Annotated in this window: 14 protein-coding genes; 2 read left to right on the top strand and 12 right to left on the bottom strand. The window is 47.1% G+C overall.

The window, feature by feature from the left end; all coding sequences use genetic code 11:
* Positions 1-234 precede the first annotated feature (234 nt).
* Positions 235-1,614 carry a class I SAM-dependent rRNA methyltransferase gene (locus tag NLX74_RS23595; protein ID WP_254330592.1) on the bottom strand — a complete coding sequence of 460 codons (1,380 nt, stop codon included), beginning with the start codon at positions 1,612-1,614 and terminating at the stop codon, positions 235-237.
* A 358-nt stretch (positions 1,615-1,972) separates the two neighbouring features.
* On the opposite strand from NLX74_RS23595, the gene NLX74_RS23600 reads away from it, so the two are divergent.
* Positions 1,973-2,995, top strand: coding sequence for a Na/Pi cotransporter family protein (locus tag NLX74_RS23600; protein ID WP_254330634.1), 1,023 nt, complete (start codon positions 1,973-1,975; stop codon positions 2,993-2,995).
* On the opposite strand, the gene NLX74_RS23605 is transcribed toward NLX74_RS23600, so the two are convergent.
* The 5 genes from NLX74_RS23605 to prmA form a co-directional block, all read right to left on the bottom strand.
* Positions 2,985-3,419, bottom strand: a complete 435-nt coding sequence (locus NLX74_RS23605) for an NUDIX hydrolase (RefSeq protein ID WP_013311157.1) — start codon at positions 3,417-3,419, stop codon at positions 2,985-2,987. The genes NLX74_RS23600 and NLX74_RS23605 overlap by 11 nt on opposite strands.
* Positions 3,420-3,523: 104 nt before the next feature.
* On the bottom strand, positions 3,524-4,867 hold the full coding sequence (gene mtaB / locus NLX74_RS23610) for a tRNA (N(6)-L-threonylcarbamoyladenosine(37)-C(2))-methylthiotransferase MtaB (protein WP_103049601.1): 1,344 nt from the start codon (positions 4,865-4,867) through the stop codon (positions 3,524-3,526).
* Position 4,868: 1 nt separating this feature from the next.
* Positions 4,869-5,633, bottom strand: coding sequence for a 16S rRNA (uracil(1498)-N(3))-methyltransferase (locus NLX74_RS23615; RefSeq protein WP_254325242.1), 765 nt, complete (start codon positions 5,631-5,633; stop codon positions 4,869-4,871).
* A 188-nt stretch (positions 5,634-5,821) separates the two neighbouring features.
* Complete coding sequence (locus tag NLX74_RS23620) at positions 5,822-6,514, bottom strand: site-2 protease family protein (protein ID WP_023989504.1); 693 nt, start codon at positions 6,512-6,514, stop codon at positions 5,822-5,824.
* Positions 6,515-6,516: 2 nt separating this feature from the next.
* Complete coding sequence (prmA, locus tag NLX74_RS23625; protein ID WP_250260895.1) at positions 6,517-7,482, bottom strand: 50S ribosomal protein L11 methyltransferase; 966 nt, start codon at positions 7,480-7,482, stop codon at positions 6,517-6,519.
* Between the two features lie 193 nt (positions 7,483-7,675).
* Here prmA and NLX74_RS23630 point away from each other — a divergent pair, with 193 nt between their 5' ends.
* Entirely contained in the window at positions 7,676-8,095 is a 420-nt protein-coding gene (locus NLX74_RS23630; protein WP_039272296.1) for a hypothetical protein, read from the top strand.
* A gap of 84 nt (positions 8,096-8,179) precedes the next feature.
* Here the strand turns inward: NLX74_RS23630 and NLX74_RS23635 are convergent, their stop codons facing one another.
* The 6 genes from NLX74_RS23635 to dcuS all read right to left on the bottom strand — a co-directional run bounded on the left by NLX74_RS23635 (position 8,180) and on the right by dcuS (position 14,028).
* Entirely contained in the window at positions 8,180-8,365 is a 186-nt protein-coding gene (locus NLX74_RS23635; RefSeq protein WP_069290020.1) for a YfhD family protein, read from the bottom strand.
* Positions 8,366-8,389: 24 nt separating this feature from the next.
* The gene (locus NLX74_RS23640; RefSeq protein ID WP_013311164.1) at positions 8,390-8,764 is read right to left on the bottom strand and encodes a hypothetical protein; all 375 of its coding nucleotides are present in this window, start codon (positions 8,762-8,764) and stop codon (positions 8,390-8,392) included.
* Positions 8,765-8,944: 180 nt separating this feature from the next.
* Complete coding sequence (locus tag NLX74_RS23645; protein WP_254330594.1) at positions 8,945-10,141, bottom strand: NAD(P)-dependent malic enzyme; 1,197 nt, start codon at positions 10,139-10,141, stop codon at positions 8,945-8,947.
* A gap of 63 nt (positions 10,142-10,204) precedes the next feature.
* Positions 10,205-11,551, bottom strand: a complete 1,347-nt coding sequence (locus NLX74_RS23650; RefSeq protein WP_254330596.1) for a 2-hydroxycarboxylate transporter family protein — start codon at positions 11,549-11,551, stop codon at positions 10,205-10,207.
* Positions 11,552-11,672: 121 nt separating this feature from the next.
* Positions 11,673-12,380 (bottom strand): two-component system response regulator DcuR, encoded by a 708-nt coding sequence (gene dcuR / locus NLX74_RS23655; protein ID WP_069290023.1) that lies wholly within the window; start codon positions 12,378-12,380, stop codon positions 11,673-11,675.
* Positions 12,373-14,028, bottom strand: a complete 1,656-nt coding sequence (gene dcuS / locus NLX74_RS23660; protein WP_254330598.1) for a DcuS/MalK family sensor histidine kinase — start codon at positions 14,026-14,028, stop codon at positions 12,373-12,375. The genes dcuR and dcuS overlap by 8 nt, the downstream gene beginning before the upstream one ends.
* Positions 14,029-14,031 lie beyond the last annotated feature (3 nt).

Consider the following 14,031-nt stretch of genomic DNA (forward strand, 5'->3'; position numbering starts at 1 on the left):
TGCGGCCTCCTTTCCAACGAACAACATTCTATTAAACAGTATAGCATATCAGGCAAGGGAGAAAAGAACGTACGTTTGCCATGTTGTAGCAATTGATCCTCCCCCTAAAAATAAATCAGTCCCGCAGGTTGGCTTGGTGCATGCCTTCTCTACAGGACTGATTTATACCTAAAATGAGTCTATTTTACCTATTTAATCACCAAAAAGGCGATTGACTTTGACTTTGTATGAAACCTAAAGCTGTGTCCGGCTGCGCACCTCAAAGATGGCGAATTTCAAGTAATGGCCTTCCTCCACACCCAAAATTTGAGGATGATCCTTACCAGCCGCTCTCCAGTCTACCAGACGAAGGATTTTGCCGGCATCTGCCGCCGCTTCCTTAATAGTGTCCAAAAACAGCTCTGGCCGCATATGGAACGAACAGCTCGCTGTCACCAGATAGCCGCCCTCATTGACAAGCTTCATCCCATGCAGGTTGATATCTTTATACCCACGTGTAGCTCCTTTGACAGCGTTCTTCGTTTTGGCAAAGGCTGGCGGATCGAGAATGACCACATCAAAGGTGCGTCCGCCACCTGCTGTCAGCGGCTTGGATGTATCTCCTTTGCCCCCGGCTCGTGCATTGCGTTCCTCTACACCTTTCACTTGATTGCGCAAATATTGAAAAGCATCGTCGACGACAAACTCGACGCGTTCCTCAAAACCGTTCAGCTTGACATTATCCCGCGCACTCTCAATCGCATGCTCAGAAATATCAAGACATGTTACTTTTTTAGCACCATGTTTACATGCATTGAGCGTAAAGCTTCCCGTATGTGAAAAACATTCCAATACGGTTGCACCATCCCAGAATGGGAATTCAACAACCTTACCACTTTTATTCACTGGCTTCATGACCATTGTGCCAGCGTCCCCTGAGTCTGTAGCAACTTCTTGTAGCGTAATTCCACTACGTGCTCCCCAACCTGTCATCAACGGTGCTATGGCCGCACGATTTTCACGCTGGTCAAAGAAATAACCCGTCTTCTGGCCCTCTACGATATCAACCTTGATGTGTAGCCCATTTTCCGTCACCACCACATGACGCGGGCAATCACCGTACAAAGGACCCTTTGTTTGCTCCAATCCTTCCAGCTCTCGGATGGATACATCACTGCGCTCATATATACCAACAGGACCCACTACTTCAACGAGCGCATCCCTGATTTCTTCCCTGCGCCGATCCATGCCAAGCGTTAACAACTGCACGACCAACACATCACCAAATCGATCTACAATCAGTCCAGGCAAAAAATCAGCCTCGCCGTACACCAACCGATAAGCTTCTCCCCCGGTCACAAAACGTTCGCGGTGCTCCAGACATTTGCGAAAGCGTTGGGCAAAAAAGTTTTGATCCATTGCTTCCAGCGGCTCATAGGACATCACACGTACTGTAATTTGTGAAGCCGGATTATAGTAACCTGTCGCCAAATAACGCCCCTGATGGTTAACGATGCTGACCAAATCGCCTGCCTCTGGGTCACCCTCAATCTTGGCTATTTCGTTTTTAAACACCCAAGGGTGTGCGTGCTCCAGCCTTTTTTTACGGCTGCGTTCTAATATTACTGAAGGCAAAATCCTTCACTCCCATTCTTGGATTACTCAAAGTGTTAAAACGTTGTTCGATAGGGGCGCGGCTCCGCGGATCATTTGATCTTACGATCACTGTTGCACGGGGATTCTTTGGATTTTATAAATGATTTTAATGGTAAGAATCCCCCTGCAAAGGCGAACGCTCTCGCTTCTCCAGATTCAAATGATCCGCTTCGCTACTGCCCGCCTGTATATCGACGTCACGCTTTTAAAGCTTGTGATGATACTACAAAAATTATCGTTCTATAAAAAAACAGCTCGGCCATGCTTGTCATGGCTGTCCTCGGTAGATCATAGGCTGTTACATAAGTATTTTCACCTAGAAAAGGGGGCTATGCTCGTGTTTATACACGTTATTTTGCCGCTGTGCGGCGGGCTGTTTATTTTTTTGGGCGGGATGAAGCTGATGGAAGCAGCCCTCCGGCATTTGGCCGGCCCCTTCCTCACCCGCTGGTTGAACCACGCCACAGTTTCCCCTTGGCGGGGCATGCTGTTCAGCTCAGGCATTACCGCCCTGCTGCAAAGCAGCACCGCCGTAACGGTGCTAACGATCGGACTGGTCAACGCCGGGCTGTTGACCTACGGCCGCACGCTCGGCATCATTCTCGGCACCAATATCGGCACCTGCCTGACCACCGAGCTGATGGGGCTCCAGCTCGGCAAGCTGGCTATTCCGCTGCTCTGCGGCTCACTGCTCTGCTGGAGCACTACCGTCCTGTGGAGTGAAGCTGTCCCCAGTCGCCAGTATGTGTCTGCCGGAGCTTCATCCGGCTCCAATGGGCTCAGCCGTCCGCAGGCTGTACAATATATCAGCCTCGTCTTTGCTGGATTTTCGCTGATTCTGGCGGGTATTCGCGTGATGCAGTCGGTCGGACCCTGGATTGAGCAGGCAGGACTATTCCGTTGGTTTCTTGGTCACGCTGCAGCCAACATGTGGTGGGCCTTCGCTGCTGGAGCCTGCCTGACCGCGCTGGTTCACAGTAGCGCAGCCGTCATTGGCATGGCGATTAGCCTTGCCGCTGCGGGAGCCTTGCCAGCCGATGTGGGGATCGCCATCGTCATCGGCTCCAATGTAGGCACCTGCGTAACCGCCCTGATTGCCGCTGTTGGCGGCAGCGTGTCCGGCAAATTTGTAGCCTGGTCCCACGTGCTGCTGAACGTCGGCGGAGCCTTGCTCTTTATGCCGTTGATCCCTGGTCTGGAGATGGCCGCTGCCTGGATATCTACCGAGCCCGGAGCCAAGGTAGCCCATGCCCAAACTCTGTTTAACGTTATTAGCTCTCTGCTGGTCTTGCCTCTCTGCTATCTACCTGTGTGGACGCGTTTAGAGGATCGCATATCTCCCCACAGAATCAAACATTAATTCCTAGCATGGACAGCGCCTTGCTTAAAATGACATCATTATTGTCATATCCACCCTGGCGCTGGAGACGCCATGCTTCCTCAGGCGTATGCCACGCAACTCCTTTAATTTCTTCGATCTGTGCCTGTAAATCCCCATCCAGTGCCTCTACGAGATAATAATGTACTTCTTTATCTACTTCCCCAAATTCTGGATGCTGATACGTATAAGCAATCATATCTACATGCTGGATAATCCGCCCGTTCAACCCTGTTTCCTCGCGAATTTCACGTAAAGCCGTCTGTTCGATTGTTTCTCCCAACTCCATTTTCCCTTTAGCCAAGGATACCTTGCCATATCGGTCAGTAATGAGCTGAATTTCAAGCTGCTCCCCCTGTTTGCGAAACACAACGCCGCCTGCGGAAATTTCCTTTTTTGCTGCCATCCTGTAATCTCCCTTCCTTGCGCAACAAGGATTCCGTCCTCTCTGTAAGGAAAGGCGAAATCCTTGTCTGCCATCTCTATTGCCTGTTCAGGCTTTTTTTGTTCTTACAGAGCTGTTTGCAACCCATTCTCTAGTACGCGGACCAATTGGCCTTCACTTTCATTAATGCCTGCCTTCGTCAGCTTCACGCGGCATACCTTGCCAACCAGATCCTCAGTACCTTCAAACGCCAGTTGAATATAATTGTCACTATATCCATGGAGTATGCCGCTATCTTCGGTCCCTTTCGGCGCAACTTCCGGAATGACCTCCAGCACCTGACCTACAAACTTCTCAGCATACGCCAGTTGCATTTGCTCTGACAGTTGTATCAGCTCATGCACTCGTGCATTTTTCACGTCTTCGTCCACCTGATCCTCCATACGCGCCGCAGGAGTTCCACTGCGCTTGGAGTACGGGAACACGTGCATTTCCGAAAAACCGATTTTTTTCATCAGCTCATAGCCATTGCGGAACATTTCATCCGTCTCCCCAGGGAAGCCGACAATCACGTCCGTTGTAATCGCTACATCTGGCATTGCTTTGCGAATCATAAGCATTTTGTTATAAAACTCTTCTGTCGTGTACTTGCGACGCATCCGTTTCAATACAGTGTCATCCCCCGCCTGAAGCGGTATGTGAAAATGACGAACCAGCTTGGTGGAACGGTTCAGCACATCAAGCATTTTTTCATCAATCTGGCTGGCTTCAATCGAACTGATACGGATACGCTCCAGCCCTTCCACCTTCTCCAGATCCCACAGCAGATCAGACAGGTCATAATTATCCATGTCATCACCATAACCGCCAGTGTGGATACCTGTGAGCACAATTTCCTTGTAGCCCGCGTGTACCAATTGACGCGCCTGTGCAATAATGCTGGCGGCGTCACGACTGCGGGATAGACCCCGCGACCACGGAATGATGCAGAAGGTACAGAAGTTATTGCAACCATCCTGAATTTTCAAAAAGGCCCGAGTATGATTAGCAAAATCAGGCACATCCATTTCCTCAAATACACGCGTTTTCATAATATTGCGCACGGCGTTCACCGGTTGACGCGTCCCTTGAATTTCCTGCACGAACGGAATGATTTTGTCCCGATCCTGAGTCCCGATAACGAGATCAACGCCAGGAATATCCATAATTTCGGCAGGAGAAGTCTGGGCGTAACAGCCCGTTACTGCCACTATGGCATCTGGATTCCGGCGAATCGCGCGGCGAATGATCTGACGACTCTTTTTATCACCGGTATTCGTAACGGTACATGTATTAATAAGATAGACATCAGCAGTCTGTTCATCAAAGTCCACCTGTTCATAACCTTCATTTTTAAACAGCTGCCAGATCGCTTCTGTATCATAAAAGTTTACCTTACAGCCCAATGTGTAAAATGCCACTGACGGCATATTAAACCCCTCCCATTTCTCCTGTCTCATATAAAATGCATGCCAATGCAGCCATTCCTGCGGTCTCAGCACGCAAAATACGTCTTCCCAGTCCTGTAGACTGTGCCCCGGCCTGCTCGGCCTCCAGGCTTTCCGCTTCAGTAAAGCCGCCTTCCGGGCCTACCACCAGCAGAACACGCGGCATGTCCGTCGACGCCCATTGTCCTGCCAAAGGCTGGATTACATCCCGTAGCTGTTTACCCTGCTCTTTTTCATAACAATAACATATCAAATCATACCCAGCAAAAGAAGCCAGAAGTTCTTTCCACGTCATGGGCGCGCTAATTTCTGGAATCCGGTTACGGTGGCTTTGTTCAGCCGCTTCCTTCACAATCTTGCGCCAACGCTCCAGTCGCTTGCCTTCTTTTTTGGCATCATACTGCACGACCGTACGCTCGGACAAAAACGGTACAAACCCGGTTGCTCCGATTTCTGTACATTTTTGCATCACCGTCTCCATCTTGTCTCCTTTAGGAAGACTCTGAGCGATGGTGACCTGCACATGTGGTTCAGAGGTCATCTTCAGCGGCTCAATAATCGTCGCCGTAACATGATCCTGCTCAATCGTATCCAAAGCAACCAGCGCTTCTTTAGATACCCCGTCACTAACTATAATTTTGTCACCACTACGGCCCCGCATGACTTTAGCGATATGCCGCGCGTCCTCACCCGCGACAATCACGTGATCTTCTAGAAATTGCTCTGCCGGAATAAAATAACGCTGCATTCTCTCTCACACCTATTCCTGGATTTTGCAAAATCCTCATTCTAAAAATAACTGTTGTCCACTAACGTTCCGTACAAAATCCGAATAAATCACCAAGCAACATCATATCATCTTTTGCGCCTGTATGACCAGTCTGTTCCCTCTTCTATTCAGGTTATACCTACCTATTCTCGTAAAAAAAGGAGCCCTTAGGCTCCAAACAATCCAGTGATATAAAAAGAGAACTGCAAAAACTGTATATAAATCATCTGGGCCAGCGTGTAAAGAGGTTCAATTGTTACAGCTCGAACCTGCGGAATGACCAGGATAAGCAGAAAAATAAAGATCGACCACTGTTCAAATTGCTGAAGTTTACGGCGTACAGGAGTGGGGGCCACATCTTCCACAATCCGGTATCCATCCAGTGGAGGCAGTGGGATCAAATTAAAGATAAACAAAAATAGATTTAAATTGATCAGAGCATTGATAAACAAATAGATTGCTTGAGCTACCCGTTGGTTCTCCATCCCCGGCAATACTTGAAAATGAAGGAGCACGGCATAGATCAAAGTAGTAACAAATGCAAGCAGCAGATTGCTCAGCGGACCCGCAGCCGATACGATAATGCCCATGAGGCGCGGACGGCTAAAATTGTCACGATTAACCGGAACTGGCTTGGCCCAGCCAAAGCCTCCGATCAACAGCAGCAGCGTACCCAGCAGATCAATATGCACTGCCGGATTTAAAGTCACGCGCCCAAGTAGCTTGGCTGTAGGGTCACCAAATTTATTGGCATAATACGCATGTGCAAACTCATGAACCGTGAACGATATGATCACAGCCAGTAAATAAAAGGGAAGAACATTTAAATTTACACGAAAAATATTTTGTAGAAAATCCATACTTACCTCTTTCTCGCCACAAACGCCAGCCAATCTTCATCCCGGCTTATTTCGGCAATCTCAAAGCCAGCTGCTTTCAAAGCAGTTTCGACAACTTCTTCTTTGTTCTTCCAAATCCCTGAAGCAATATAAATACCACCTGGTTCCAGGGCTTTATATACATCATCAATGAACAGCAGAATAATCTCTGCCAATATATTAGCTACCACCAGCTTGACCGGTAACTGGATACCCAGCGTTGGATCGCTTGCATTAAGTACAGATAGCAAATCACTTTCTTTAATGGTGATGCGTTCCTCCAGTCCGTTCAAACGCGTATTTTCCCGCGCACTGGATACTGCCACCGGGTCCAAATCCAAGGCAAGTACATGCTTCGCTCCCAGCTTTACAGCTCCAATGGCCAAAATACCGGAACCCGTGCCGACATCAATAACTTCTTCTCCACCCTTAATCACAGACTCCAGCGTTCTCAGACAAAGGGATGTCGTAGGATGCGTTCCGGTCCCAAAGGCCATACCAGGGTCCAGCTCAATGATTTTTTCCTCTTCACTCGCAGGCTCATATTCCTCCCAAGTGGGTTTAATCGTCAGACGGTCCGATACACGCAAAGGCTTGAAATATTGCTTCCAAGCATTTGCCCAGTCATCCTCATCAACTGTTTTCAGCTCATACTGAACCTCGCCAGGATCAATATCGAAAGTTCTCAATTCTTCGACGCGCGGCACAATTTGCGAACGAATACTATCCATGTCCACTTCTTCGGCAAAATAGCCTTTGATGATCGCTTGTCCTTCAGGTATGTCGTTCAAAGGCCGATCATACCACTGCCCATAGGACGTATCCCGCGGCTTGTTGAGCGAACCGGATTCTTCAATGGAAACCCCTCCTGCACCTGCTTCGTGCAGAAAATTCGAAATCATTTCGATGGCTTCTTCCGTTGTATGTATTGTAATTTCATTCCACAACATGGTTTTCATTTCCTCCTCATTTCACATGCATACATTACATTGTACTATATACATGCACAGGAGTTCAAAAAAGCTAGTATTATCGGAATTTAAAATATTTTTTATTGAACTTGTATATGTTGTCCTCTATTAGTCCAAGCACCCTTAACTCTAGTACATACAATACAATATACTAGAAAAGGAGTGATTTAGTATGGCAAAGACAGTGTTAGATTATAATGCCAGTGTTATTACACCTATCACGAATGGTATAAATCTTCCTGTTCCGATTTCTCCAGCCGGACTTGGAATTGCTACAACGTCTGTATTTATTGATCCTGCTATTCCTGGTGCTGTCAACAACCGAGTAGAGTTAAAAGCCTCGATTGGACTACGTTTTGTCGGTGCCGGTAACATTAGAGTACTTGTACGGATTTGGAGAGCTGGCAAAGAAATTTATTACGGACTGGAATCCAATGTCTTCGATAACAATATTATTCTTAATGTCGAAACGGTAGACGTTGCACCTCTGGGCGTGCAAAACTACCAACTGATTATTGAAAATCAGACGCCTGCGACGACTGCATTTGTCTCCGGTCCGCTTGTTTTTAGTGCAACAGCATATAGCGGATAATGAATAGGAAGAGGAAAGAACACAAATAAGACGGGCTATCCCAAAATCATCATTGTTGATGGGGATAACCCGTTTTATTAAATTCTACTCATTGTCGTTTATGATACGCTGCTGACGACGGTCAGCTACTTCGCTACGCCGGATCGCTTCTAGATCCTCAGCATCTGCCTGATCTGCCGAGAACTCAACATCTTCATTTTTAGCAGATTGCATGCGTTTGATTTTTTCGGTTTTGGTCAGCACTTTATCAAACCGTTTGTTTTTGGACATCGGTCACTGCTCCTTCCAAACTTTTCACAGCATTCCACCCGCCTGTTCCACGATGGACATCGCCTGATGATGTATGGATTCATCCACCACAGCGGTCAACAAAATATCGCGGCCTGTCGGTCCGCCTTGTCCTCCATCACTCATGCCACTGGCGGACGGATCAGCCGCAGCCAGTATTGCTGGAGTTGCATCTGTAAAGTCCACGCCCTGTGTCAGTGAGGATAAGCTGCTAATCTGTCCTGAAAATACAGGCAATCCGGCGTTGCCAGTAGACTGCCGCGGATACCGGCTAAATCGGTCTATCGACACATCGGCTACCCGGAGTGCTTCCAGTTTTCTAGCGGCTCCCTGTGCTTCCTCAGGACTTTTGAAATACGCCAAAATATTTTTTTCGCCCATCTCAAAATCTCCCTGTGTAGTATTGAGCGTAACTGCTCTTCAAAAGCATAGAGCGTTACGCTTTGTTATATCCTGCTCATTGGCACGATTTTATATTCCCTACGAAGACTAGACGGATGCAGACGATAATGGAAACAGTGGGCCTAGACAGTGAACTATAGTTTGTGAAGACTATAACTTTTACGGGTGTAAAGTAGCTGCCGGAGCTTCACCTGACTTGGCTACTCCTGTCTCCCATGCAGCACGAATAACAGCATCCCGTACCTTTTGAACCACCTTCGGATTAAAAACATTCGGTATGATATAAGTTTCACTTAGCTCTTCAGGACAGATCGCATCAGCGATGGCAAGTCCGGCAGCTAGCTTCATTTCCTCATTAATCGTCGTAGCATGGCAATCTAGAGCACCCCGAAAAATTCCCGGGAAGCACAGCACATTGTTAATCTGATTTGGAAAATCGGAGCGACCGGTAGCAAGTACACGTACATGAGGTGCGGCTACAGCTGGATCAATTTCCGGATTCGGATTCGCCATGGCGAACACAATAGGATCAGTTGCCATGCTCTGTATATCCTCTACAGTCAGTATATTCGGGCCTGACACACCAATGAATACATCAGCTCCCACAATCACATCGGATAAACTTCCACTTAAATTGTGCGGATTAGTCATGTTCGCATACTCTGTCCAATGCGGGTTACTGTACTCCACGTCACGATGAATAGCTCCCTGTCGATCAACGCCAATCAGATTGCGCACACCTGCCTTAAGCAGCATACGGGAGCAGGCCATACCCGCCGCACCAATCCCTGCAAATACAACTTTGACATCCTCCATTTTTTTGCCACATACCTTTAATGCATTGACCAGACCCGCTAATACAACAACTGCCGTACCATGCTGATCATCATGAAATACTGGAATGTCTAGTTCCTGCTTCAACCGTCTCTCGATTTCAAAACAGCGTGGCGAAGATATATCTTCCAAATTAATGCCGCCAAAGGCAGGAGCAATCATTTTGACAATTTGAACAATTTCATCAGCGTCCTTCGTGTTGAGACAGATTGGGAAGGCGTCGACACCTGCAAATTGTTTGAACAACACTGCTTTACCCTCCATTACAGGCATAGCGGCCTCCGGTCCGATATCTCCTAATCCAAGTACTGCTGTTCCGTCTGAAACGACTGCTACTGTATTCTTTTTGATCGTTAATTGATATGCTTTGGCTGGGTCATTGGCGATTTCCATACAAATTTCAGCTACACCCGGCGTATACACTTTGGACAGCCCCTCCATCGTTTCAATTCGCTTCTTTGGTAAGGTCTCCATTTTGCCACCTGCATGTAATTCTCTAATTTCGTCTATTAAACTGCTCATATTTTTCTCCGTCCTTTCATGTCTCTATTTGGATATGAAACTCAGTCCTGTGTATAAAACTCATCAGCTCCAAAATTGGAGTAACAAAGTTGCTAAAATGACCGTGCCTGCCCCGCCAATACGTGTTGCAATTTGTGCAAAAGGCATCAGTTCCATCCGATTGGACGCAGACAGAATGGCTACATCTCCCGTGCCCCCTAACCCACCGCGACAGCTAGTCACCAAAGCAGCTTCTACGGGATACATGTGAATCCATTTTCCTGTGAAGTATCCGGTAACAATCAATGCAACTACAACAGATGCGCAAGTAATGGCATAAGGAACCGTTAAAATCCTAACTACACTATCCAAAGGTACATACAAAATACCCAATCCCACCATCAAGGGCCACGTCAGACTTGCCGTTATACATTTGTACAAGTGAAAAGCTCCCTGCTCCAATGTGTTCGGCATGATCTGAATACACTTAATTAATGCCGCCGCTAGAATCATGAGGATCGGACCTGGAATATGGACATACGGCTCCAGCAGCTTACCCACAATGAAGAAAGTACAGGCCAACAGCAGACCTCCTCCCATCAATGGAAAAGAAATCGATTGTTCCAGACTTGCCGGGGCTAACTTGTCTGCATCTTTATCTAGTTTTAGTAACCTTCCGTTACCTGAAGTTTTTGGATTCTTCTCTGCTAATCTCTTCAGAACACCCGCACCTATGATTGCAACAATGTTCCCGATAATTGCAGCCGGGATAAACTGGGATACGAATATTGCCGAATCCTTGCCCAGCACTAATCCATACGAAATGGACAACGGTAAAATGCCTTCCCCAATCCCACCGGAGATAATCGGAATGATGATGAAAAAAAATGTATGATAGGCGCTATAGCCAAAAGCCATACCCACCACCATCCCCACGCCAACAGCTGCAATAGATCCTATAATAATGGGGGCAAAAATTTTAACAATTCCGTTCATCAGCATTTTGCGATCCATGCCAAGAATACTTCCCGTTACTAGACATGCGATGTAGAAGTAAAGAAAATTCGAGGTTTTCATAAGCGTGTGTACCGCACCCATCGCAGATGGACTGAACATATTCCAAAATACCATTAACGATGGAACCATAAGTGATAAAATGGCCGGCCCGCCAATATGCTTAAGCAACGGAAGTTTGGCCCCTAGATCACTGAGCAGTATACCTAAAATCATGATGACGGCAAACCCGCCCAACAGATCGTTTGGAAGTCTTTCAGTAACTGCAGCTGCATAAACAATCAGCGCGATCACGGCATAGAGTGGAAGAGGAATAACCCCCAACTTTATCCTACCCAGCATTCTGATGCCATCTACAAAATTTTTACTCCATCTTTGCCCCTTTTGAATGACAGGCTGATTCGTAGCATTTTCCATAAATCTCCCTCCATAAAGTGAAGAATGATGATCATGTTTCCATTCTACACCTTGGAAAACGCTTTATTTGGTTTTATAACTAATCATTCACTTTTGTAATTAAAGTAATCAGAAAGAAGATTTAAATAAAACTATTCATGATGCCTTCTGCCTGTGGCAATATTCGGTATTGGTAAACAGGGCGTCCTATGGTACCGTATATGGTTTCCATGGAAAGAGCCTCAATCTCTGTCATAAAAGCCAGGTACTTGCGCATAGACACCCTGGATATCCCTGCGCTCTCCGCAATATCCTCGGTGGAAAATAGCACCTTATTATGCCGCTGGATACAATTCCATATCATAGCCAGCGTGGATTTAGTTATGCCTTTGGGCAACCGTGCCAAGTCTTTAGTCAAGCTTTTATGATAAATCAGTCGGTCCAGTTCCTCCTGAGAAAGTAGACTGTGCTCACGCACGATGCTAATGTGCTCTCGGTACCCCGTGAGGGCCTCCAAAAAACGGTTAAAGTGAAACGGCTTAATCAAGTAATCCACCGCGCCGAAGTTCATCGCTTTTTTGACACTGTTCATGTCACTTGCAGCCGAGATGACAATGACATCTATATTTACACCTGTCTCCCGTATGAATGACAGTAAATCGAGGCCATTGCTTTCCTGCATATACACATCTAGCAGTATCAGATCAATGGCCTGTTCAGCTATATATTTCTTCGCCTCTTCTACAGAAGAAGCCCAGCCCCCACATCGAAAACCTTCCACCTGCTCCATATATTTGCGGTTAAATTCCGCAACCATCGGATCATCTTCTACAATCAGGACATTAATCATGTTCATCATTCCCCGCTATAATGTATGGAATCGTAATCTGAAAACAGCACCCTTGCTCGGCTGGGATCAACTTTATACTTCCCTGTAATCTCTTCACGCTTTGCGTCACCAGATAAAGGCCCATTCCTCGTGACTCTCCCTTGGTCGAAAAACCTTTTTCAAATATAGCCTTTACAAGCCCTTCCGGTATACCCGGACCATTATCGCACATGATACAGGTCAGATAACCGTTCTTCTGACTTTCCTCATAATAAAGTGAAAGGGTAATCCGCTTGTGCTCCAAAGATTCCATCGCCTCCACCGCATTATCAAACAGATTTCCAAGAATAGTAATCAGTTCATGCGTCGTTTGGGTTTGACTGGATTCGGGCAAGTAACTACCTGGAGTCAGTTCAAAATTCGCCCCTACTTCTCTGGCCCGGCTTAATTTCCCCAACACAAACCCTGCCATAACTGGGTCCCTGATCTGCCGGGTGATGGAGCCAATCTCCACTTGATGATGCTCGACGGCATCCATAATGTAATGCTCTAGTTTATCATACATTTGCAAGTGTACCATCCCCATAATGACATGCAGCTTGTTCATAAATTCATGAGCCTGCGCACGTAGTGCTTCTGTGTACAGGGACACTCCTGTCAAACGTTCCGCAAGCCGGTTCATCTCCGTTTTATCCCGAAAGGTTACAATTGCCCCCACAATTTCCCCCTTGACCCGTATCGGAACACTGGTGGTCAGCAAAGTTATTCCACCCAGCTCCATTTCCTCATCCATTTGTGGAGTACTCGCTTCCAAGACCTCTTGCAATCGAAAAGCGGATAGATAAACGGTAATCTCCTGTCCGGAGAATGAGAAATCTTCAATCCCCGCTTGTCTAAGCAGACGTATTGCTTCTGCATTCATCAGCATGACACAACCGAATTCATCTACCGCAATAACTCCTTCCTTGATAGATTGCAACATAGCGCTGCGTTCCTCCAGCATGCGTGCGATTTCCGGCGGCTCGAGACCGACTAGCATATTTTTGATTTTACGAGCCAGCACAACCGCACCTCCAGTGCCAATCAACATTCCAGTGCCAATGGCTATTGCAATAAGACGGTTGTTGCCTTCCTGAGCCATCTGTACATCTTGCATGGATATACCCACAACAATCGCCCCTACCTGCTTCCCCGTTAAACTGAACACGGGGGAAAAGGCTCGCATGGACAAGCCCATTGTTCCCTTCGCAACGGACACGCTCTCATGGCCATGAAGTGCAGTAGACTCGTCTCCACCGACAAAGGCTTTGCCGATCATCCTAGCATCCGGGTGCGTTTTACGAATTCCCTTCATATCCATTGCCACGATAAACTGGATGTGATTTGCTGCTGAAACCCTCTTCACATACTCCTGCATGGAAGGAGACGAACCCGTCCCTTGCAATTGCTCGACAATAAGCGGCGTATGGGCGAGTGTACGCGCGATGGACATTGCCTTTTCTTCTAGTCCCTTCTCAGTTTCATGCTCCACTCTCTCAGCAAATAACAGGGTTACAGGCAGAAGCACAAGTGCCATAACTAGACATACTAGCAGTGTAATTAGGCCTCTGAGCTTTAATAGCGGTTTACCCCGACGTAGCTTAAGCAGTACATTTCCGATGGAACTCACCCC

Origin of the sequence: Paenibacillus sp. MZ03-122A (assembly GCF_024213325.1) — a bacterium.
Classification (GTDB): domain Bacteria; phylum Bacillota; class Bacilli; order Paenibacillales; family Paenibacillaceae; genus Paenibacillus; species Paenibacillus polymyxa_B.